This window comes from Pseudomonas marincola, from assembly GCF_900116605.1.
Lineage (GTDB): Bacteria > Pseudomonadota > Gammaproteobacteria > Pseudomonadales > Pseudomonadaceae > Aquipseudomonas > Aquipseudomonas marincola.
In genome coordinates, this window is record NZ_FPBC01000014.1 from 36833 (window position 1) to 60607 (window position 23775).

General features: G+C 53.6%; 21 protein-coding genes. All 21 read right to left on the bottom strand.

Annotated elements, in window-relative coordinates:
* Window positions 1-260: 260 nt before the first annotated feature.
* Window positions 261-1493 carry a helix-turn-helix transcriptional regulator gene (locus tag BM395_RS18835; protein WP_090514788.1) on the bottom strand — a complete coding sequence of 411 codons (1233 nt, stop codon included), beginning with the start codon at window positions 1491-1493 and terminating at the stop codon, window positions 261-263.
* Between the two features lie 182 nt (window positions 1494-1675).
* Complete coding sequence (locus tag BM395_RS18840) at window positions 1676-2875, bottom strand: helix-turn-helix transcriptional regulator (RefSeq protein WP_090514791.1); 1200 nt, start codon at window positions 2873-2875, stop codon at window positions 1676-1678.
* 1 nt (window position 2876) lies between these two features.
* Complete coding sequence (locus tag BM395_RS18845; RefSeq protein ID WP_170860628.1) at window positions 2877-5270, bottom strand: efflux RND transporter permease subunit; 2394 nt, start codon at window positions 5268-5270, stop codon at window positions 2877-2879.
* Between the two features lie 9 nt (window positions 5271-5279).
* A complete protein-coding gene (locus tag BM395_RS18850; RefSeq protein ID WP_090514794.1) occupies window positions 5280-6248 on the bottom strand; it encodes a WD40/YVTN/BNR-like repeat-containing protein in 969 nt (322 codons plus the stop codon).
* A 253-nt stretch (window positions 6249-6501) separates the two neighbouring features.
* Window positions 6502-7704 carry an acetyl-CoA C-acyltransferase gene (locus tag BM395_RS18855; protein WP_090514797.1) on the bottom strand — a complete coding sequence of 401 codons (1203 nt, stop codon included), beginning with the start codon at window positions 7702-7704 and terminating at the stop codon, window positions 6502-6504.
* Window positions 7705-7717: 13 nt separating this feature from the next.
* Window positions 7718-8188 (bottom strand): MaoC family dehydratase, encoded by a 471-nt coding sequence (locus BM395_RS18860; RefSeq protein WP_090514801.1) that lies wholly within the window; start codon window positions 8186-8188, stop codon window positions 7718-7720.
* A gap of 24 nt (window positions 8189-8212) precedes the next feature.
* A complete protein-coding gene (locus BM395_RS18865) occupies window positions 8213-9001 on the bottom strand; it encodes an SDR family oxidoreductase (protein ID WP_090514946.1) in 789 nt (262 codons plus the stop codon).
* A gap of 5 nt (window positions 9002-9006) precedes the next feature.
* Entirely contained in the window at window positions 9007-10194 is a 1188-nt protein-coding gene (locus BM395_RS18870) for an acyl-CoA dehydrogenase family protein (protein ID WP_090514804.1), read from the bottom strand.
* 10 nt (window positions 10195-10204) lie between these two features.
* Entirely contained in the window at window positions 10205-11386 is a 1182-nt protein-coding gene (locus BM395_RS18875; RefSeq protein WP_090514808.1) for an acyl-CoA dehydrogenase family protein, read from the bottom strand.
* A gap of 15 nt (window positions 11387-11401) precedes the next feature.
* On the bottom strand, window positions 11402-12286 hold the full coding sequence (locus BM395_RS18880; protein WP_090514811.1) for an SDR family oxidoreductase: 885 nt from the start codon (window positions 12284-12286) through the stop codon (window positions 11402-11404).
* A 93-nt stretch (window positions 12287-12379) separates the two neighbouring features.
* Entirely contained in the window at window positions 12380-13531 is a 1152-nt protein-coding gene (locus BM395_RS18885; RefSeq protein ID WP_090514813.1) for an acetyl-CoA C-acetyltransferase, read from the bottom strand.
* A complete protein-coding gene (locus BM395_RS18890; protein ID WP_090514816.1) occupies window positions 13524-14594 on the bottom strand; it encodes an acyl-CoA dehydrogenase family protein in 1071 nt (356 codons plus the stop codon). The genes BM395_RS18885 and BM395_RS18890 overlap by 8 nt, the downstream gene beginning before the upstream one ends.
* An 11-nt stretch (window positions 14595-14605) precedes the next feature.
* Complete coding sequence (locus tag BM395_RS18895; protein ID WP_090514820.1) at window positions 14606-15772, bottom strand: acyl-CoA dehydrogenase family protein; 1167 nt, start codon at window positions 15770-15772, stop codon at window positions 14606-14608.
* A 10-nt stretch (window positions 15773-15782) separates the two neighbouring features.
* Window positions 15783-16535, bottom strand: coding sequence for an enoyl-CoA hydratase family protein (locus tag BM395_RS18900; protein WP_090514823.1), 753 nt, complete (start codon window positions 16533-16535; stop codon window positions 15783-15785).
* Window positions 16532-17647, bottom strand: a complete 1116-nt coding sequence (locus tag BM395_RS18905) for an NAD(P)H-dependent flavin oxidoreductase (RefSeq protein WP_090514825.1) — start codon at window positions 17645-17647, stop codon at window positions 16532-16534. Before BM395_RS18905 ends, BM395_RS18900 begins: the two co-directional genes overlap by 4 nt.
* A complete protein-coding gene (locus BM395_RS18910; RefSeq protein ID WP_090514828.1) occupies window positions 17644-18561 on the bottom strand; it encodes an enoyl-CoA hydratase in 918 nt (305 codons plus the stop codon). The genes BM395_RS18905 and BM395_RS18910 overlap by 4 nt, the downstream gene beginning before the upstream one ends.
* The gene (locus tag BM395_RS18915) at window positions 18558-19367 is read right to left on the bottom strand and encodes a CoA-transferase subunit beta (RefSeq protein ID WP_170860629.1); all 810 of its coding nucleotides are present in this window, start codon (window positions 19365-19367) and stop codon (window positions 18558-18560) included. Before BM395_RS18915 ends, BM395_RS18910 begins: the two co-directional genes overlap by 4 nt.
* 10 nt (window positions 19368-19377) lie before the next feature.
* Window positions 19378-20253 (bottom strand): CoA transferase subunit A, encoded by an 876-nt coding sequence (locus BM395_RS18920; RefSeq protein WP_090514830.1) that lies wholly within the window; start codon window positions 20251-20253, stop codon window positions 19378-19380.
* Entirely contained in the window at window positions 20253-21152 is a 900-nt protein-coding gene (locus tag BM395_RS18925; RefSeq protein ID WP_090514833.1) for a VOC family protein, read from the bottom strand. Before BM395_RS18925 ends, BM395_RS18920 begins: the two co-directional genes overlap by 1 nt.
* Window positions 21153-21361: 209 nt before the next feature.
* Entirely contained in the window at window positions 21362-22300 is a 939-nt protein-coding gene (locus tag BM395_RS18930) for a bifunctional OB-fold nucleic acid binding domain-containing protein/MaoC family dehydratase (protein ID WP_090514836.1), read from the bottom strand.
* 3 nt (window positions 22301-22303) lie between these two features.
* On the bottom strand, window positions 22304-23515 hold the full coding sequence (locus BM395_RS18935) for a thiolase family protein (protein ID WP_090514839.1): 1212 nt from the start codon (window positions 23513-23515) through the stop codon (window positions 22304-22306).
* Between the last annotated feature and the right edge of the window lie 260 nt (window positions 23516-23775).

A 23775-nucleotide genomic window follows, 5' to 3' on the forward strand; every position in this document is an offset into this window, starting at 1 on the left:
GTTCAGATATCCTTACTCAACAGACAGATACAACCGTATAAGCGCATCTGAGCCCCAAACCAGGCTATGGGCGTCCACTTACACGCGGATAATTCGATGAATGGCCTTTCAGCCCCGAACGATTACCAGAGTATCCAGAGCAAGAACATGCAGGATCATCGTCTGGACAGACTATCGGTACAAAACAAACCTTGATTGCAGAGGTATCAAGATTTGCATGCCACAAGCCTGCGAAAGCTCGCAGGCTTGCTCGAATGGCACTAGGAGACGCGTAACGAACGCAGCTCAGGACGGGGGATCACAGCACCTCGACTCACCAGAGGCGTGACATTGCACGTTCCTAATGAAACCACACTGTTGAGCATCACACGCACCAGCTCTGCCTGGCGGCGTACGCCAGTCTTGGAGAAAATCGCGCGCAGATGAGCCCGCGCGGTGTTACGCATGATGCCCAAGTTTTCTGCTGCTTCTTCCAGTGACAGTCCGTTAGCCAACTCTAATGCCAGAGCAGTTTCAGCCGGCGTGAAGTTGAACAACTCCTTGGCGACACGGTTATCAACTTGAGAGCGCCCGACAGAGTCACGGATATACATAATCACTGTTGGCCGCCCCTTCCCCTCTGCCCACTCAAGAGTAGGCACCGCTTCGATCACGACACCAAGGCTGACCTCGCCAGAAGGCCGAGCAATAGACAACGCTTCACGTGTTACAGCGCCGTCGCCGTTGGTCTGCACCTCTAAAGCGTCACGTATCAGCTTGTGCAATTCTCGGTTGTCGCTGGGATAACTGGCTTCCAGGCGTGTGCCTACCAGCTTGATGCCATCCGCCTCGTTCAGCATGCTTCGCGCTACATCATTAAGTTGCAGTACACAGCCCGTTTCATCGAGTATCAATGTGGCAACTGAGAGGCGATTTATCGCTTCAGCGTACAGACTGCCCAGCGATTCACTGCGGCCTAAAAGATTGTGCACGTGCAGTGAACGGCGAAGGTAAGGCAGTAGGCGGTTGCAAAGGGCTTTGTCTTCAGGACTGAATGCCGGTTGATTGTGACCGCGGGTGATTCGGAAGCGCAGCACACCTGCTTCTTGTGTAGAAATATCAGCCCCCATGATGTGATAGACATCATTGTGCTTGCTGTACCCAGCGTAATAAGGGTTGGCTTCCCACTCAGCTGTTGTCATCACATCCTCGATAGAAAACACCTTATCCGCTGGCATATGCGAGAAAGGACTATCGGTGTGGTAATAAGTAAAGTGGGTCAGTTTTCCACTGCCTTCAACCTCACCAGCAACCAACATCAAGGCCACATTATCAACGCCCGGAATACGAAGGATTAAGGTCGCGTAGTTCGCCGCGAACAAGCGCCGAAGCTCTTCAAGTGCGTCGGAGAGGCGGTCGTTATCTAGTGCACCATCCTGAATACAACCGACAATATGATCGTAGCTGTCCAGTGTCAGTAACGTACCGTTGGAGGTAACCAATGAGTTAGGCATTGCTGTATTCATTTTTTTGCGACCTCAAAATACACCTCCAATGTAGGAGGCTATTATTTTTATGATGTATTAAGGCGTCTTTTATCAGGCCCACAACTGACTAATAGGTGCGACACTCTGACGCAATCTAAACTATTTGCCCTGTCTTTAGAACGGGAACCGACGACCGCCCCGTCAGGCATTCATGTCTTCTTATTTCTCACCTCATTCAAAGGTTGTGTGGCATCACTTTGCTGCCCCAATGAAGCAACACTGTTCAGAATCAGACGCACCAATTCGGTCTGACGCCTAACACCTGTTTTGGAAAATATCGCGCGCAAGTGCGCCCTGGCGGTATTGCGGCGTATGCCCAGCGATGCTGCGGCATCCTCCAGCGATAAACCGTTAGCCAACTCAAGTGCCAGGCTTGTCTCAGAGGGTGTAAAACCGAATAGCTGACGGGTCATTGCAGAGCTCAAAATTGAGCGACCGAGCGCATCGCGCACATAGACGATTACACTGGGCTTGCTTTGACCTTCATCCCACTCCTGATCTGGAACAGGTTCGATGATCAGGCCTAAACTCACCTGCCCTGATGGCCGCGCAACCGATAAGGCTTCCGCCACAGTCGGCTGATCATGCCGTCTTACTGCCAAAGCGCTGCGTAATGCCTGATAGAGGCGCTTATTATCACCCGGATAATTAGCCTCCAGGCGCCCGCCTACGACTTTTAAGCCGTCACCTGTGGCCAGAATTTCGCGGGCAATCTGGTTGGCCTCGACAATGCTGCCATGCTCATCAAGCACTAGCGTGGCGATAGACAAGCGCCCAATCGTTTGTGCATAGAGCGTGTTTAGCGATTCTTTATGCCCGAGCAAGTTATGTATTTGAAGTGCTCGCGTCATGTGCGGAATCAACGAATGACATAATTGCTTATCAGCTTCTGAAAAGTCTGGTGTATCTTCCGGCCGAGTTATACGGAAACGAAAAACTCCACCGACGGGTAAGGCGATATCAACACCCATCACGTGCAGGACATGTTGTGGAAGGCAGTGGGTTCGGTAATAGTCAGACTCGAGCCATGTGCTGTAGCTCATCATATCTGTGACCGTAAAAACCTGATTCACAGGACAATTAATGAAGGGAGTCTGTGTGTGCGGATATGCAATATAAGTAATGCTACCCTCGCCCTCGATGTCACCACTGACAACCATCAAACCCTTATCGCTGTTCTCGGGCGCGCGAATGATCAAGGTTGCATAATTAGCCTTGAACAACTCCCGCACATGCCCGAGGTATCGACTCCAGCTGTGATCGTCAATTGCAGCGTCATAGAGTTCACCCAGCAGAACATCGTAGGCGTCTGGTAGCGCAGCTATAACCCATTCACGTTTGATCCCCATTTCAGAGCGGCCCAACGCCTTCAAGTGAAGCCTGAACGATAGGAGATTTAGCCCGCACCAGCGGCTTGCTGCGATGGAACCAGGCAGCTAGGCCTGGTAGGAGGAATATCGCTCCAAATACGTTGACCAAGAACATGAATGCCAGCAATGCACCCATGTCAGCCTGGAACTTAAGTGGTGCAAAGATCCACGTACCGACACCGATAGACATGGTAAACGCAGTGAACAACGCTGCTGTACCGCGCTGGCACATCGCCTCGTAGAAGGCATTTCGTAAGTCTTTACCGGCGGCAAGCTCATGTTGCATACGCTCGTACAAATAAATGCCGTAATCGACCCCGACACCAACCCCGAGCGCCATCACCGGTAAGGTCGCAACTTTAAGGCCTATCCCAAAAACCGCCATAACGGCACTGCATAGGGTGGCAACAATGGCCAACGGGATCAGGATGCACAAAACGGCACGTCCGGAGCGAAATGTCAGCCAGCAAAACAGTGCAACAGCCAACAGCAATGACCCATGCATTTGTGCTTCTGCCTGTTGCACTGCTTCATTGGACGCTGCCATTACGCCAACGTTGCCCCCTGCTAGCTTGAAGCTGATCTTGGGTTCATCAATGCTGGCAATAATTCGTTCAACCTGTTTGACAACGCGCGCGATGGTGTCGCCTTCATGATTATTTAGGAACAACAGCATCTGCATGGTCTGACAACCGTCCACCACCAAGCCAAGGGAGCTTGAATAAGCACGCGACCCTGCCATGAGTCCCCGAGTAGCGCCTGGTATAGCAGCCCAACGAGGATTGCCTTCGTTATTGCCAGCAATCGCAACTTTGCCCATGCCGGCAACACTCTGGATAGAGTTCACACCATCAATACTGCGGGCGTGAAAGTCGAGTTTTTCAACTGCGCGCATGACATCCGGGTCAAGACAAGCCTCTTCCACGCTGGCTTCCATGTATACAGCCAACACATCAAGGCCAATGGAATAGCTCTGACTAATTTGCAAGTTGTCTTGGTTGTAACGTGCTGTCTGGCGTAACTCAGGGGCGCCAACACCGACATCACCAACAATCAGTTCACGACTTTTCCATGAACCGGCTACCAGCAATGCCAAGCTTATGGCGAACACCATCAAAGCCGGACCCGGGGTTGCAAGGATCGAAAGACGCCACCACAGACGATGCTTTTCTTGTTTGTTGCCTGTGCGAGGAACCCATCCGCGACGATCAATTTTCAGATACGAAATGATCACTGGCAGCATCATCTTGTTGGTGAACACCATCAGCAAGCCGCCGATGCACGCAGACACTCCTAATTCACGAACAATTGGAATATCGATGAGCATTATCACGCCGAACCCCAAGGCATTGGTAAACAGCGCTAATGCACCTGGGATAAAAATTTTGCAGAAGGCACTTTTTGCAGCGGCCTCTGAATCCAGGCCAGCAAACAGTTCCTGCTTCCATGCGTTGGTCATTTGCACCGCGTGCGAGACCCCGATAGAGAATATTAGGAACGGGACCAGAATCGACATCGGATCGATTCCCATGCCGATCAGCGGCAATATACCTAATAGCCAAATGACCGGAATTAAGGCCACCAAAAGCGCCACAAGTGTTTGCACCAGCGAGCGAGAGTAAATCCAAAGCAGCAACGTTGTAATCAGGAAAGCGATGAAGAAGAACCCAACAACTTCAACCAAGCCGTCAATCACATCGCCGACAAGTTTCGAGTAACCAACAATATTGATCGCTATGTTGTCGTTTTCATATTTAGTCCGGATAGCCTCAAGCTGCTTGGCAATCTCGACATAGGAGACTCGCTCACCAGTTTCAGGATTCAACTCCTGCAACTCAGCATTGACGATCGCAGCGCTCAAATCATTAGCCACCAAACGGCCAATTTCACCCGAACGAGCGGCATTGTTGCGGACTTGATCCAAATCTTCTTGCGTGCCGCTGTACTGAGGAGGAATTACCACATCACCGACAAAGCCTTCCTCGGAAATTTCTACATAGCGCACATCAGGCGTAAATAGCGAACGTACGCTCGAGCGGCGAACACCGGGAATGAAGAAAACATCATCAGTGACTTGCCGAAGCACGTCGAGGAACTCGGGGTTGTAGATATCCCCTTCGCCTTTCCATTGGACGCTAACCAAAATGGTATTGGCGCCCGTAAACGTCTCACTGTATTGCCGGTAGTTCTCCATGAAAGGATGGCTGGCAGGAATCTGCTTATTGAATCCTGGATCAAGTTTGATGTGCGTAGCACTGTAACCAAGCGCGACAGTGATAAGAATGAACAACCACAGGAAAGCTTTGCGATGGCTTATCAAAAATTCGGCAAACGCGCAGACCCAGCGGTCAATAGTACGAACGGACTTAGTCATGACCACCTCTTATTGACCGGTGCGCGCTAAATAATCGCGCTTGCGCTGTTGCAGACCAAATTGGCCTGCAACAATGAACTCACTGTTGGGCAATACCACTGCCGAGGTTAGCGTGCCCAGTCCGCGCATATAACCGAGACCTTGCAGCTCACCCTCGCGTGAAATATTGACGTAAGCACCGCCCGTACCAACGATCACAACTCCGCGTGCATCTGTGGCATGTCCATAGAGAGGTAGTTGGTGAGGCAATGCAATCTGCTTCCAGTTAAGGCCATCGTCATGGCTGACGAAAACGTTTCCGCGCATGCCGTAGGTCACCCAGTTACTGCCTTCTAGGTGAGCAACACCAAACAACGATCCACGGTAGAATGGTTCGATGGTTTGCCAGCTCTGGCCTTCATCTTTACTGCGCATCACCAAACCCATTTCGCCAACCATAAGTTGAATGCGGTCGCCATCCCCATCCAGGTCGTTGAGGTGCTCGCCCTGAATATTCAACTGAACGGGGGTCCACTTGAGGCCCTTATCATTTGATTTGAAGAAACGGCCGAAGCTGCCATAAGCAAAAATTTTCTGACCATTAGGGCTCCATGTCCCCATCAATGGCTCACCACTGCTTTTGTCATCCATAATCACCTGCCAACTGTCGCCCGCATCCTCACTGCGCAGCATCAACTGGTCATGCCCCACTGCAATCAGCAGCTTCCCCCCAAGCCATGTGACACCGGTTAACGTCACAGGCGACTGCTCATCACTATGGGTTCGCCGCCAGCTGGCACCATCATCGTCGCTGACAATAATGGTGCCGCGTTCACCCACAGCGACCATGCGATCATCGAAGTGCACGAGATCATTGAATTGAATGCGTTTGAGGTCGAGATCGACCTGTGGGACAACGCCATCATGACGCGGTGAGAAGGCATAAAGAACCAGTGCGGTAACCACGAGGCAGAAGGAGTAACTGATCAGTTTGCTCATGACTCAATCCTGACTTTTGGACTCCAGACGGAGTACGTTTTATTTTTATGGGTCTGCCAAATACCTGTACGTGAGGGTCGCCAGATTTGAACAGCTCGTGAGGGGATACTCAGGCAGGAGAGTCGCGCCAACATCGTCCAAACGGCTTACATATGTTCACCGACATCAATGGGGCTAGAACCCCCGATATAGACGCAACAATGCAAAAACCCGCACATGGCGGGTTTTTGCAGGGTGTAGATCGTAAGTGGTATCAGTCGAGCTCGAATAAACCTGCTGCGCCCATGCCGCCACCGATGCACATGGATACAACGACATAACGTGCACCACGACGACGACCTTCAAGCAGGGCATGGCCAACCATGCGCGCACCGCTCATGCCAAAAGGGTGACCAATCGAGATAGCGCCGCCGTTAACATTCAGACGCTCATCAGGAATACCCAAGGTGTCACGGCAGTAAATTACCTGACTGGCGAACGCCTCGTTGATCTCCCACAGGCCAATGTCTTCGACCTTGAGTTTGAAACGCTCAAGTAACTTTGGAATGGCATATACCGGACCAATACCCATTTCTTCAGGTTTGCAACCCGCTACTGCAATACCCCGATAGGCGCCCAGTGGCTGTAATCCCCTGCGTTTTGCTTCCTCACGGCTCATAAGCAAACAAGCTGCTGCACCGTCTGAGAACTGTGAGGCATTGCCAGCCGTAATATGCTCGCCCTGAGTGACCCATTGCCCATCTTTCCACACCGGTGCCAAACTTTGCAGGGCATCAAGCGTGGTACTCGGGCGATTGCATTCGTCTCGATCAGCCAGCACTTGCTCATGCCCGCTGGGCTTTCCCTCTTTGTCGAACATCAGTTTATTCGCCAATAACGGCACGATTTCATCAGCGAACAAGCCTTTTTGCTGCGCGACCGCAGTACGCTGCTGACTCTGCAGCGCGTAAGCATCCTGCTCGGCACGGCTTATGCCATAGCGTTGCGCGACTATCTCGGCAGTTTCTATCATCGGAATATAGGCTGAAGGCATCACCTCCATTACCGCTTCCGATCGGGCCCGATAAGCATTTTTATGCTTGTTCTGGGTTAGAGAAAGCGACTCGACGCCGCCGCCAATCGCTACGTTCAACTCGCCTGCCATGATAGCTTTGGCCGCCTCACCAATAGCCATCAGGCCGGACGCACACATACGGTCAAGCGCCATGCCTGCGACGGTATCCGGCAGACCACCGGTGTAGGCGCATAAACGACCAATGTTGTAGCCCTGCGTACCTTGCTGCACGGCAGCGCCCATAATCACATCGCCCACATCCGCCGGATCAATGCCTGCGCGCTCAACCACAGCACGCACGACATGACCGCCTAACACCGGCGCTTCGGTATCGTTGAAGGAGCCACGAAAGGATTTACTCAGCGCAGTGCGCGCGGTAGCAACAATAACTGCTTCTTGCATTCGGAAAGTCTCCTCAAACTGCTGAATTGAAGGTGTAACGGCTGATTGTGTCGACCACGCAACCCGGGCGCTCCGAGCCTTCGACCTCAATACTAACGCGCACCACTACCTGTACCGCACCGTTCGCCATCGCTTCCACGCCAGTGATTTCACCTGTACCACGCACGCGCGCCCCAACCTTCACCGGCGAAGGAAAACGCACTCGATCACAACCGTAGTTAACGCCCATTTGCAGATTCTCGACCTGCATCAGTTGCGGCAGAAAGTAATTAACCAGCGCCAGGGTCAGATAACCGTGAGCAATCGTGCCACCAAACGGACCTGTTTTAGCCCGCTGAGGATCAACATGAATCCACTGGTGATCACCTGTAGCCTCAGCAAATTGATTGACCCGCTCTTGTTCAATGACCAGCCAATCGGTACTGCCCAACGATTGGCCAACAGCTGCCTCCAAAGCAGAGGCTGAAGCAAAAACCTTGTGCATGATTCAATTCCTAATCGATGGCCATCAAGCGCGTTGCGAACTGACCGGTACGATCTCACCCGTCATATAGCTGGAGTAGTCACTGGCTAGGAACATCATCACGTTAGCGACCTCCCAGCCTTCAGCCCCGCGGCCGAAGGCCTCACGATTTTCCAGTTCACGCAACAGATCCTCCGGAGCCGACTTACGCAACATCGGATGCACTGCAAGCGACGGCGCCACGGCATTAATTCGTACGCCAAACTCGGCAGCTTCCAGCGCAGCGCAACGCGTCAGTGCCATCACCCCCGCTTTTGCAGCAGCGTAGTGGGCTTGCTCTTTTTGCGCGCGCCAGCCGAGCACCGAGGCGTTATTAACAATGACAGCGCCACGGCCACGCGCTTTTACCTGCTGCAGGAAATAGCGAGTCATGCGCATGGTGCCGTTGAGGGTGACATCGATGACCTTGTTCCATTCAGCGTCTTCCATATCGACCAACGCCCTGGTCGTGCCAAGTCCCGCGTTATTGATCAATACATCGGTGCCATCAAGCTTGTCTTCTGCGAAGTCGACCAAGGCGCGCACTTGCGTCTCATCAGCAACGTTGCACACCAGCCCCCAAACTGCATCAAGGCCGGTCTCTTGTTTCAGCTTGTCTACCGAGGCGGCTAAACGTCCTTCGTGAACATCACTAATAACAATGGCGCGGCAGCCCTCTTCCACTGCTTTGGTGGCTGCAGCGAAGCCGATACCAGCACCTGCAGCCGCTGTGATGAGCACTGACTTACCCTGCAAAAGGCCATGTCCTTTAACGTATTGCGGCGCCTTATTCATGTCGTTCATCGCAAGTTTCCTTTAGCTTCTTTGGGCATTCCCAGACCGCGCTCAGCAATAATGTTGCGCTGGATCTGGCTGGTGCCGCCGTAGATGGTGTCTGAACGGGTAAACAGAAAGAGCGACTGCAACCGCGTAAGGTTGTATGGACCTGATTCGAGAATTTCAGCCTCAGGACCAAGCACATCCATAGCCAACGCACCCAAATTGCGGTGCCAACTAGACCAGTGCAGTTTGTACACCAACGCCTCCGGACCACTTTCAGTGCTGGTGTGCGAGAGCATACGCATGGCGTTGTAGCGCATAAGCCTCAGTCCAATGTGTGCCTCCGCTATGCGCTGGCGCAGCAATGGGTCACGCGCAGCACCGTTGGATTTGGCAATACGGACGATCTCGTCTAATTCGTTTTGGAACTGCATTTGCTGGCCGAGGGTCGACACGCCGCGTTCAAAACCGAGCAGAGCCATCGCAATTTTCCAACCATCTCCTGGCTCGCCGATCAGGTCAGCAGCTACAGCGTCATCAAAGAACACCTCGTTGAACTCACTGGTGCCAGTAAGCTGTTCGATTGGGCGAACGGTGACGCCAGGTTGGTGCATAGACACTAAAAAGAAACCTAAGCCTTTGTGCCCAACCGATTCGGAGTCGGTACGTGCCAACACAAAGCACCAATCAGACTCATGCGCCAATGAAGTCCAAACTTTTTGTCCGTTGATGCGCCAAGTATTGTCGGCATTTTCACGTCGCGCGCGGGTTTTAACGTTGGCTAAATCGGAGCCTGCGCCCGGTTCTGAATAACCCTGACACCACAAATCGGTGCCCGCCAAAATAGCCGGCAAATATTTAGCTTGTTGCTCCGGATCGGCAAAAGCGATCAGCGTTGGTCCAACCAGTCCTTCACCAATATGCCCCACTCGACCAGGCGCACCGGCACGCGCATATTCTTCGTGAAAAATAACTTGCTGCTCGATACTGCAACCGCGCCCGCCGTGTTTTAAGGGCCAGCCAATGCCAGTCCATCCACCTGCTGCGAGGCGCTTCTCCCAACGCTGGCGTTCAGCGGTGAACATGTGCTCATCACCGGGCCCGCCGCGAAATTTCAGCGCAGCGAACTCTCCAGTTAGATTGGTGCGCAGCCATTGCGCAATTTCGGCGCGAAAAGCTTCGTCTTCAACTGTAAATGTCAGCTTCATATCAGCCTCCTCAATCCAGCAACATACTGGCGATCAACTCGCGCTGTGCTGGAGCTGCACCCAGGTACAACTCGCTGGCTTTTGCCCGTTTGAAATACAAATGAACATCGTATTCCCAGGTAAAGCCGACGCCTCCGTGCAATTGAATGGCGCTACCCGCGTTATAAAACAGGGTGTCTGAGCAATAGGCTTTGGCCATTGCCGCCGCCTCACGTAAGGCCAGTACTGCCTGCTGGCTATTGCACTCAGCTAAGTATTCTTGTGCAACGCAAGCGGCGTAATACACCGCTGAACGTGACACTTCGCACTTGAGCATCATGTCTGCAGCTTTATGTTTGAGTGATTGATAGCTGGCAATTGGGCGGCCGAATTGCACACGTTCCTGCATATAAGCCACGCTCATATCCAGTACCTTTTGTGCTGCGCCCATTTGTTCTGCGGCCAGTGCAAGCTTGGCCAGATCCACTATCTGCGTAAGCAGCTTTGAACCATCAGTTTGCGCTGTCATTCGAGCGCTGTCGGGTAATGACACGTTTCTCAGAATGATCCGCGCCAAGCGCCGTGTTTGGTCCATACTTGGCTGCCATTCACGTTCAATCCCGACAGCTGTGGCAGGTACGGCAAACCAAGCCACAGTGTCGCCTTCCTTACAGTCCTTTCCTCGGGCAGCAATTATCAGCAAATCGGCGGTGTGACCATCGATGACGTAGCGCAGATCACCGTTTAAGCAATACCCGTCCTCAGTTTCTTGCCACTCGACACTGATCGCCTCGCAGCCCCATTGGCCACCTGAGTGAGCAGTCGCTGCACCTGTCCAGCCAACGGTGGCAGTAAGGCTGCCAGCAGCAATTTCAGGGAGGTATTGTTGTTTTTGCGTCTCTGTACCACCCAATACCAAAGCATTAACAGCCAAACCGACCGTGGAAAAAAATGGTGAACACAGCAGCACCTGACCCATCTGTTCCAGCACAATTGCCAGTTCTACTTGTCCCAGCCCCATCCCACCATAGGCTTCAGGGACAGTGATGGCCTGAAAGCACAGTTCTTCACAAATACGTTGCCATAAAGCGGGGTCGTAACCGCTTTCAGTGGCCATCGCCTGACGTACGGCAGCAGAGGTCGATACCTCATGCAGAAATGTCCTCGCGCTTTCACGGATCATTTTCTGTTCGTCACTAAACCGAAATTCCATGACCGCTCCCCCGCGTCAGCTACCGTAAACTTTCTGAGCAGGCTTCTCGTTGGCCAACAGTTGAGTCATTGCCTCAGCTACTTCACCTGGCAACCAGCGCTGGCCTTTGTCGACGCCTTCAGTGGTACGCCAGCCGTCGGCTATTGAAATTTTCCCGCCTTCAGCCTCAAACACACGCCCGGTCACATCACTTGCTTGCTCACTGGCCAACCAAGCCAGTAGAGAGCTGACGTTTTCGGGCGCCCAATAATCGAAGCTGCCATCCGTTGGGCTGGCCATACGCTGGGCCATCGCTTCAACGGCAGTGGTCATACCTGTGCGCGCAGCGGGCGCGACAGCGTTCGCAGTGATCCCATAACGGCCTAGTTCAGCCGCTTGGTTCAAGGTAAGCGCGGCAATACCACCTTTGGCAGCCGCGTAATTAGACTGCCCGATGGAACCCTGCAAGCCTGCGCCAGATGTTGTATTAATAATTCGCGCCGCAATCGGATTACCCGTTTTGGACTGATCGCGCCAGTAATGCACCGCATGAGAGCTGATGCAGAAGTGTCCTTTGAGATGAACACTCATGATGGTGTCCCACTCGGCTTCGGTCATGGAGGCAAACATACGATCGCGATTAACCCCGGCGTTGTTGAGCACCACATGCAGCGCGCCCCACGTTTCAATGGCCTGCTTTACCGCATTTTCGCTGTCGCTATAACTGGTGATATCAGAGCTGTTTGCAACAGCACGACCGCCACTGGCAATAATCTCATCGACTACTTTTTGCGCGGCTTCACGATTGATGTCATTGACCAGAACACAGGCGCCCTCAGCGGCGAATACCCGTGCATGTGCGGCACCTAAGCCACCGCCCGCACCGGTGATAATCACCACACGATCATTTAGAATTCCCATGTTTACACTCCTTTAAGCAAATCAACGGCAAGACTCAGGCACCAACCCCGCGAGCGGGGTTGCTTTAACCTGTTGCAATGAAGTATTTGAGCTCTAAAGCCGCTCAATAATGGTTACGTTGGCCTGCCCGCCGCCTTCGCACATGGTCTGCAAGCCGTAACGACTGTTACTGCGCTCAAGTTCATGCAGCAAGGTCGTCATCAACTTGGTTCCCGTGGCCCCTAACGGATGGCCGAGAGCAATCGCCCCCCCTACCACGTTGGTGCGGGCCGGGTCGTAATCCAGTTCTTTTTGCCATGCCATTACGACAGATGCGAAAGCTTCGTTGATTTCAACACGGTCTATATCGGCCATGCTTAATCCGGTTTTCTTGAGGGCATAGCGAGTGGCTTCAATCGGCGCAGTCAAATGCCAAATGGGGCAGTCACCGCGCACGCTGAGGTGATGAATCCGCGCCCGAGGCGTCAAGTTGTAACGCTTAAGCGCCGCTTCTGAAACCACCAGCATCGCCGAAGAAGCATCGCAGGTCTGGCTCGAAACAGCGGCCGTAATATCCGGGAAGGCAGGATCGACCGGTTCCAGCGAAGCCATTTTCTCCAACGTTGTATCACGGGGCGTTTCGTCGCAATCGAAACCATTGAGCGGCACAATTTCACGTGCAAAGTGGCCGTTGTTTATGGCTCGTAATGCCCGCTGATGGCTTTCCAAAGCAAAAGCTTCCATCTCTGCGCGACTGATATTCCAGTGGCTAGCGATGCGCTGAGCGGCATAGAACTGGTTAACGGGCTGGTCGGCAAAGCGTGCTCGCCAGCCTTCACTGCCAGAAAACGGATCACTAAACCCCAGTGCTTGACCGGCAACCATGGCCGAGGCGATCGGGATTTGGGTCATTGTCTGCACGCCACCTACGGCAACAACATCCTGGGTACCGCTCATTACCGCCTGGGCAGCAAAATGTACCGCCTGCTGGGATGAGCCGCATTGACGATCAACAGTCGTGCCTGGCACACAAAGCGGCAGACCTGCAGCCAGCCAGCTGGTACGTGCTATATCGCCTGCTTGCGATCCGATAGTATCGACACAGCCAAAAATGACGTCGTCATACTCATCTGCCGGTATGCCATTGCGTTCGACCAACGCTTTTAAAACGTGTGCACCGAGATCAATGGCATGAACATTGGACAAGCTGCCTTTGCGACGTCCTGTCGGGCTGCGCAATGCGTCAACAATATAAGCTTCAGTCATTTTGCAGCGCTCCGAAAGTGAAAGACGGGCCAATTTGGGCCGTATCAGCCAGTAAGGTTTCAGCCACCCGCGAGTTATGGAAAGCGCGATCACCCCACGCAGAGTCCAGTGCCCATGCGCGCTTCATAAACATTTGCAGATCAACTTCCCAGGTATATCCCATCGCCCCGTGTACTTGAATGCCGTTGCGAGCCGCCAACCAGGCCGCTTCACAACAGGCCAACTTGGCATGCGATACATTCAGGTTGGCCTGCGCGTCACCATGGGCCAGCGCATGCGCGGCGTGATAAAGCACAGGTTTAGCGAACTCAATTTTGCTCGCGACATCAGCAAGCTTGTGCTTAACCGCCTGAAAGCTGCCAATGGGTTTGCCGAACTGTTTGCGTTGGGTGACATAGTCGACTGACAGGTCGAGCATTCGTTGAGCCAGACCCAGACTTTGTCCCGCGACAGCCAAGGCACCGCGATTCAGGGTCTGTGCCCACACAGCCCGTCCCTGTTCACTGCCAACCAAACGCGTGGCATCGCTCGGCTCAAAGCTGATGCGGCTCAGGCGACGTGAGCTGTCGATACTAGGATTGCGTTCGAAACCGATGTTGTCACGGCAGAGCGCATGCACTTCGCCCTGATGCTCTTGCAGCACAACATCAGCCAAATGCACATCAGCTACCAACGGGTTGACTGAGTGGCCCACTGCGATACGCACTGAACCTTCAGCAATACGGCTGAGCAACTCTTCGCGCATACGAGTGCCCTCTGGCAAGGCACTCAGTAAGCCTGTCGCCACAAAGGCGGTATCGGCTAAAGAATCAGGTATCGCGTAATAACCCAGCTCTTGTGTAAGCAATGCCCACGTAATGTCGCCCATGCCCAAGCCACCCTGTGCTTCAGGCACGGACAAGGCAGTGAGACCCTGCTCAGAAATTTTGGCGCGCAGCTCTGGCGACCGGCCTTCCTCTGTATCCCAGATATCGCGAAGCAACTCGGGCGGAGCCTCTGTCATCAGAAAGCGACTGATGGCTTCGCGGAAAGCCAATTGGTCTTCGGTAAAGGTAAAGTCCATGGTTGGCTCCCTCAGGCTTTCGGCAATCCGAGCATGCGCTCGGCAATAATATTGCGCTGAATCTCATTGGTGCCGGCGTAAATCGGCCCCGCTTGAGCGAACAGAAACCCTTCAAGCCAGCTACCATTTGCAACCGCTTCAGGTGCTGTACTGCGCAATTCACCGCGCGCGCCCAAAATGCGCATGGCAGTTTCATGCATTTTCAAATCAAGCTCTGACCAAATGATTTTGTTGATGCTCGACTCTGCGCCAATTTTTGCGCCTTTCTGCACCAGCCCAACCGTGTGATAAGCCGACTGCGCATAAGCTTGAGCGCCCATCCAGCTCTCGATGACCGCATCGCGCAGGCCAGGATCACGCTCTGCTACTTGCGGATTAGCCTTGTACAGTTCAATCAGACGTTTAGCGGTTTGCTGGAAGCGCGCAGGTGAACGCAGTAGTAGCCCACGCTCGAAACCTGCGGTGGCCATCGCGACATTCCAGCCCTGCCCTTCAGCCCCCAGACGATGCGCAACCGGTACACGGACTTCATCGAAGAAGATCTCGGCGAATGCATCTTTACCGTTTAACGCCTTAATCGGCCGAATAGTGACCCCGGGGCTGTCCAACGGCACCATTAAGTAACTCAAGCCATGATGGCGTTGACTGTCGGGATCACTGCGGAACAAGCCAAATGTCCAGTCTGCAAAGCTGGCACGTGTTGACCATGTTTTCTGACCCGACACCACATAATGATCACCGTCACGAATCGCTTTGCTGCGAATCGCTGCCATATCCGAGCCCGCATTAGGCTCTGACCAGGCTTGTGCCCACATGTCTTCACTGGAAGCAATACGCGGTAAAAAATGCTGCTTCTGCTCCTCAGTGCCGAACTCGATCAACGTCGGGCCCAGCAACAGCTGACCGTTTTGGTTTACGCGCATTGGCGCATTTGCCGCGTAATACTCTTCTTCGAAGATCAGCCACTCAATCAAGTCGCAGCCGCGGCCACCCAGATGCTCAGGCCACATAACCATCGACCAGCGGCTGTCATAGAGCTTACGCTCCCATGCACGATGCTCTTCAAACCCTTCCCGGGTGTCATAGCTCGCGAGCGGTTTGGTCGGCAGGTTGGCCTTCAGCCATTCACGTAATTCAGCGCGGAAGGCATTCTGTTTATCGGTATAGGTCAGTTGCATGCTGTCACTCTCAGAAGCTGGCTTCGCGCTTTTCAACGAAAGCACTGCGGGTTTCCGCCGAATCCGGCAAGGTGTAGGCCTCAAGGGTGAAGCCTTGCTCCCAGCGATATTTATCTTCCAGATTGCCGTCTTCGATGCCGTTCAATGCTTCTTTAGCGATACGGATCATTGCAGGGCTCTTGGCCGCAATTTGCTGGGCAATTTCGCGCGCAGTCGCTGGAAGCTCATCACGTTCGACCAAGCGCTCGATGAAGCCGTACTGCATAGCATCTGGTGCGGTGACCGTTTCACCCGTGAAGAACATGTAACGGACCTTTTGCACCGGAAACAGCCGCTGCAGATGAGCGCCGCCGCCCATCGCACCGCGGTCTACCTCAGGTAATGCAAACGTGGCACAGCGTGATGCAACCACAATATCTGCTGCGCCAGTCATGCCAATGCCGCCACCCAGTACAAACCCGTGTACTGCCACGATAACTGGCACTGCACAACGGTGAATGGCCTTAAACGTGGCGTAATTCCCAGCATTTACCTTAACGATGCGTTCGGGATGAGCATCCAGCTCTTTGATGTCAACACCGGCGCAGAAACCGCGGCCTTCGGCCCGGATAATCAGAACACGCACGGCAGGATCAGAACCCAACTGGTCGATATGAGCCGCCAAGGCGAGCCATTCGTTACTGTCCAAGGCATTGACCGGGGGTTTATTAATTACCAATTCGGCAATGCCCTGCTGGATTTGACTGGTGAAGGGGGTTGTCATACGTGAGCGCTCCTGTGTTGTTCGGCATGCAGCGACGCCGTCTCTTGCTGCATACGTTGATGGAGACGCTGCAAGCAAACATCGGCCTCTTGGACTATCTCGTCGATAAGTTGCTGGCAACTGAGCAATTTATCGATCGCAGCTGCGACCTGCCCACTCGGCAGAATGCCTTCATCCGGAAAGCCTTCGACCATAGAGCGTTGCAATAGAATCGGCTGATTAGCGGCCATGATCACTTGCGACATCGCGCTCGGATCGTCCTTGATAGCCGCAATGAAGGTGCGCAGCATGTGCAACGTGCTCATGCCGGTTTGCGCTTTCCATTTGCGCGCACTGCGCAGAGCAATCCACAGACGCCCCATGGGGCTAGCAGCCTCAAGCTTGCGGATAAACGGGTTGTCGACCATGCGGTGACGCATGCCGTCGACAGCTAGTGTGACCCGTACCTGCTGAGTATCACGGGTCGCCAAATAGCGCTCGAGCGTGAGTGCTGGTGTGGGTGAGTCACTACTCATCATGAACCGCGTGCCCATGGCGATAGCATCCGCACCAGCGGCCAGGGCTGACGCCAGACCGCGGCCGGTTGAAAAACCACCCGCCGCGATGACGGGTATATCTACTGCGCTCAAAACTTGCGGCAGCAAAATACTGGTCGGTACTCCACCCGTATGTCCACCGCCCTCTCCGCCCTGAATGGTGATCATGTCGGCACCCAACTCAACCGCTTTGATCGCATGCTTGAGTGCTCCAACGGTCGGAATGCACAACACGTTGGCATCCTTGAACCGCTGAATAGTTTCACGATCCGGCCCGCGGCCATAACTCACCGCACGCAGGCGGTACTTGATCGCCAGATCGACACATTGCCCGGCATTGTCCTGGAACATGTGAAAGTTCAGGCCAAAGTTACTGCCACCCGTGGCGGCAATCACCTTGTTGATCTCGGCTTCCAACTGATCTGCGGCAATTGTCGCACCGGCCAGAAAACCGAAGCCGCCAGCGCGCGTTGTAGCAATCACTAAATTAGCGTCAGAGACCCAGCCCATTGCTGTTTGGATAATCGGAAACCGACAACCCAACGCCGCGGTTACGCGGGTGTCATGCCAGCTCATGAACACTCACCTTTGTGGCTGGCAGCCTGCTCCTTGTTAGCAGCCGCCATGGCCTTGCCATCAAAGCCACCAAGTTTGTCACCGGATATCTGTTCGTTGTGCACATGGGCAAAATGATGCCAAGCGAAAGCGGCCTCCATTCCTGCGCGCTTACCTTGCAGATCTTCAATGTGATTGACTGCCTGCTTCGTCAGAGCCAGCCCCATGCGGGGCTGCTTGGCGATGCGCGCAGCGATGTCGAGCGTTGTTTGTTCAAGCTGATCGCGTGCAACGACACGGTTCACCATACCCAACTCATATGCCCGCGAGGCAGGCATACGATCACCCATCAACAAAAACTCTTTGGCTATACGCGGGTGCATTTCAAAGGCGTGAGCAAAGTACTCAACGCCGGGAATACCCATACGCACAACTGGGTCCTGAAAAAAAGCATCCTCGCTGGCAATAATCAGGTCACACACCCAGGCCAGCATCAGCCCGCCGGCAATACAGGCGCCCTGCACCATGGCAATGGTCGGCTTAGGCATTTCGCGCCAACGTCGGCACATATTCAGGTACACCTCTTGCTCACGCGCATAGAGGAATTCGCCGCCTGGCTTATTGGTGTGATCCCACCATAGGTGCTTACGCTCGAAGGTCTTAGTGACGTCGCGCCCCGGGGTCCCAATGTCATGCCCAGCAGAGAAATGCTTTCCGGTTGAGCACAACACGATGACTTTCACCTCGTCATCGTTTATTGCCCGACGAAAGCAGTCATCGAGCGCGTATGTCATTTGTGAGTTCTGCACATTGTTGAATTGCGGACGGCTCATAGTGACAATGGCAACGCCCGCTTCGACTCGGTACGACACCGGCTCGTCAGTCTCATAGACCGACGTGTCGGCGCGCTCGACGAATTCAGTACCGTTGCTCATGCACGCACCTCTTCTGCGGTACGAATACCAGCAGGGTTGCCTTTAAGCTGTTTGCTGCGCAGGTTATGCGGGTCAAGCCGCTGCATCAAAGCTATCTGCTCAGCTGTTGGGTGCGCTGTCTCAGCCATATTCTCAGCTTTCAACAGTGCAAATCCGGTGCGTTCTTGCACAAGGTCAAAATCTACACCGGGATGCAGCGAAACCACGCGCGGCGCGTTGTCAGGACCGTTCCAATCCATGACACACAGATCGGTTACGGCAACCCCTACGCTCATTAAATCGCGGCGCATGCCTGGCCCCCAACGCTCAGGGTTAAAACCGACGCCTGAAACCATGTCCACTTCGCCGGCTACAAAAACACGGCTGTTGTGGTTCGGCACGAAGAACGAATTACGATGATTAATGCTGTTACCCGGTAAACCACGTACACCTAGCATGGCCACTTTAGGCTTATGGTAATCACCGATAACGGATAGATTGGTCTGCGCCCAGCAGTCGATTTGGGTGGGACCAATCATGGCGTGACGACGACCGTGCCAAACACAATCAAACACGCGCTCGAATGGCATGTAACCCGAATATTTAGGTACGTAATCACCGCGCGGCCCCACTGGGATAGGTTCCTCGACTAAATACGCCTCACTGTCGGTCATCAACAGCTCGGGGCTATGGGTCATTTTGGCCAAGCTGGCACCAAGACGCGGGATAATGCCCAGTCCAGAAGCGAGCCACTCACCGTTGTTACGCCAGGCTTCGGAAGCGGCGACTATCATTAGTTCTGCCAGGCTAAATTCAGGCTTGTTCATGATCGTCTCCTCAGAAAGTCGGCAGTGGCAGTTGACTGACGCGTTCGGCGCCGCCATTGCGCTCGAGGTAGTCTCCAGCGCCGCAATTAACGAAAGTATCCATATAGGTCTGCCAGCCAGACTCTTCGCCCGCACTGTCGCTATAGGTTTTCAGGTGTTTCATGTCCCAGCCGTACTCAGGGCCGCAACTGGTTGGGTGTGCCCCCAGAGGAGCCGCCACAACACCCGTCACCATCGAGCGCTCAAAAGTGCTGAAGCGTGCGGTTTCTGCGTCCAGTTCGAGCCGATCTTCAACGACCTCAGCGCTGACAAAGCACTGCTGTGCAGCGCGGGCAAAATGCTGATCGAAGTAGACATCGTGTCCGGTTATCAGCGTGTTGCCCAAACGATCGGCGCGGTTAACGTGGACAAAAGCAACATCCAGATTCAACGCAGGCATTGCCAACAACACTTCGGCATCGCCATAAGGTGAAGCAATGGTTTTCAGTGCGGGGTTGTGGGTCATCACATCCGTAGCCAAACCGGCACGTGCAGGCAAAAATGGCAAACGCATCGCCGCAGCCTTCAAGCCCCACTGGAATAAGCCTTCATCCAGCTCCATGACATCCAAGCTGCCAGCCTGGCGGGCTTTGCGGAAATACGGCTCTAATGGAATCGCATCCATCGTAGCGAAACCGAAGATCAACTTTTTAACCTTCCCTGCCGCGCAGAGCATTCCGACTTCAGGTCCGCCATAGGCGACTACGGTGAGGTCTTTCACGTCGGAACGTAATATTTCACGAACAATTGCCATCGGCTTGCGCCGCGGGCCCCAGCCACCAAAACCGATGGTCATACCATCACGCAACTGACCCACTACATCCGCTGCTGTCATCAACTTATTCATTACTGTTGCTCCTGCTGGCCGACACCAAAGTCATGGCCCCAAATGCTCACCTTGGTGAATTCAAAAGCTGTGTGCTGATCCCAGTCGACCTGCAAACCGCCCCAGCCATACTCCAGATCGAAGCCAGATGGCGTTTTCATATAAAACGAAGTCATACGATCGTTAAGGTGCTGCCCGAGAGTTGCTGAAAGCGGAACGTTATTGGCTACACGTCGATCGTGAGCGCGCCCTACTTCGGTCATCGAGTCGACTTCAACCATCACGTGCACACATTTACTCGGCACGTCGTACTCGGCTATCGCCAGGCTGTGATGGCGACTATTTCCACAGTGCATAAAATGGATACGAACCGGAGGCGCATCGGGGGCGGGGCGGAAATTGAAAATGTCTGTCATTTCAAATCCCAGCACGTTTTGATAAAACGCGGCGCAGGCTTCGAAATCAGGCGCAGGAAGGACCGTATGCCCTAAGCCCATATCCCCAGTAAGGAAGCGCGGCACGCCCTGCGGTGAGATGAATGGCGCACAATCAGATAAATAGCCCCAAGTCAGCTCATGACGATTGCCGCAAGGGTCATGCACCACTACTGCTTCATTGACCTGGCGCTGCTGGCAAAAAGCTTGATCTTCTCGGCGGTACTGCACATCCAAAGACTCAAGGCGCGCCACAAGGGCGTCAAAATCTTTTTTTCCGGCCAGAGTCCAACCAGATGCCACGTAGCAGACCGGTTCACCTTGCACGATCAATATGCGTTGTGGCCGGTCATCCATCTTGATATAGAGACCACCACCAGGCGCTTCATTGGTCATCATGCCGAGGACATTCTCAGCGTATTCACGCCACTTCTGCAGATCATCTATCTGCGCGACGAAATAGCTTAATGCGCGAATTTCACTCATGCCGCCACACCTCATAATTTGCTTTTAGGGCTTATGAGGATTGTTGCGCGGACCCTTGCGAGCATCATCGTCCATTGAGACTAACGGGCGACCTGCCTGATTTTCGCGGCAAATAGCGGCATAGAATTGACAAAAAAAACCGCTCCCGACAAAAGTCGACAGCGGTAAAGTCGCTAAATATGTAGCAACGGGAAGAACCGAATAAGCTATTACATATACAAAATAGCCAAGTCGTTAATTACCGCAGGACGCTCCTGCCCGACCACGTGAATATTGAACTCCATGATCATCTGAGTACCTTTAGGCAACACCTCGACTGACTTAACCCTCACCCGCGAATGCAAAAGTGAACCCGCCGGTACCGGGCTTGGAAACCTCAGACGCTCAGAGCCGTAATTAACCATATTGTTGAAACCAGTCACTTCAAAGCTGAGCGGCACTTGCATGCGCGACATCAGCACTTGAACCAACGCACCATGAGCAATAGTTCCGCCAAATGGACCTTCTTTACGGGCACGCTCTGGATCGGTATGAATCCAATAATCATCGCCGGAAAGCCGTGCAAAATCATTGATCAGCGCCTGGTCAACCAGCACTTGGTTACTCCAGTCACTAAACTGGTCAGAAACTAGAGCACGCAATGTTTCGATGTCTTTTACATCTATTTTTTGCCGGGTCGGCTCATTGCTCTGATCGGCGACTGGCGGCGCCTTGGGGCGTTCATCACGCTCAACCATTTGCACATCGGCACCGGTGTAACGCAGCAAAACAGTGCCATCATCGCTGACTATCGCCCTCACAGGCTTAAGGGCCATGCCTATTTTAATTTGGTCGGGTTCAAGTCCAATTAGGGTGGTATTCATACGCACCCCCTGCTCAAGCTCGACCACCGCGAGAATCTGTAATTCAGCACTGGCAAATTCTGGCAACGTCGGCACACGCGCAATCGTGTAGGTATAGAGGGTTGCGCAACCTGAAACCTGCTCCCAGCTCAAATCATGCGAAAGACAGTGACTGCAGTGTCGACGCGGATAGAAGGTCCACTCTTGGCAGCTTGCACATATCTGCAAAAGAATTCGACCTTCCTTCAAGCCTTCCCAAAAAGGTGCTGAGAGTGCAGTGGCTAACGGCATCGGTTTGTTTGACATGGATTACGCCCCCTGAAGAATCAAAACGCCCTGCTCGCTCATGACACCACCAGTGCCTGAAACGAACACCTGATCACAGACCTTAAGCTGACGGTCGCCCGCCTTGCCGGCAATCTGGTGATAGGCTTCGATCACTTGAGAGAAGCCACCTGCTGAACCCGCCTGACCGAAGCTTAACTGGCCGCCGTGGGTGTTCATTGGGAAATTGCCCCTGAAAGTTAGATCATTTTCCAGGACAAACCGCATGCCTTCGCCTTTTGCACAGAAACCTGCATCTTCGAGGCTCAACAACACGGTGATGGTGTAACAATCGTAAATTTGCGCGGCTTGCATGTCTGCGGGTTTTAAACCCGACATGGCGAACGCGCTCCGTGCGGCAGCGCCCACAGGCGTTTCAGTCATATCGGGCGAGTAACTGGGGGATTTATAACCCAGCCGCTCACCAAATCCAGTGATGTGGGCCCCGCGCGATTTACAACGTTTTGCGACCTCGGGAGATGCCACGATGACTGCAGCGCCGCCAGCAACCGGCATGACAATCTCGAGAATATGCAATGGATCGGCGACCATTTTACTCGCCAATACTTGTTCGATTGTCAGTTCCTGACCGCGGAATATTGCATCCGGATGCGCCTGCGCACTGGTGCGCTGGTCAACTGCAATCTTGGCCATAGCACGCTGATCATAGCCATATTGAGCGGCGTATCGCTGAGCAATCATGGCGTAACCGGTGTTCTGCCCCATATGACCATAAGGCAGATCGAATTCCGCCTCTGGCGCACCGTATTGCGTACTATGCCCACCATAGCGCATGGCACGAGCCATAGCTGAAGGGTCATCATTTGGTCCGAAAGGCGCCATGCGCTGTGGCAATACACAGAGCACCGCCTGACATATACCCAGTTCAATGGCAGCTGCTGCGCGCCAAATCATACCGACCGCAGTCGTGCCACCAAGGTCTACTACTTCTGCAAAGTTAACCGCCAGCCCTAGATATTCGGCAGCCATTGCGGGGACAAAGCTTGAAGCTTCGTGAAAGTGTGGCCCGTTGATGCACAAACCATCGATGTCTCGGGCTTTAAGTCCGGCATCGGCCAGTGCCTGAGAGGCAAGATCTGCCACCTGCTCCAGGTGAAACATCTGCGGCGCAGTGCTGTATTTCTCTGGCTTATATTGCGCGGCACCTACAATTGCCGCGTTACCTTTAAGGCCCATATAGATCCCCTTGTACGATTGCTAAGTTGCAAGGCCCTAAGCACATAAGTGGTAGGTCTGCTCAACTGCATGGCGTCATTGTTGAACAGACGATTTGACCCCCTCATCGTCCATAAGGCCTACATCCATAGACTGAACACATAGTTCGTGCTTGCACGCGGCATGCGGCTGCCCAGGCAAATGAGAAAAAATAATCCGGTCTACAAATCACCCTTATACCCCGGGCATAAAAAAGCCCCCTGAGCGCCAGGGGGCTGTGT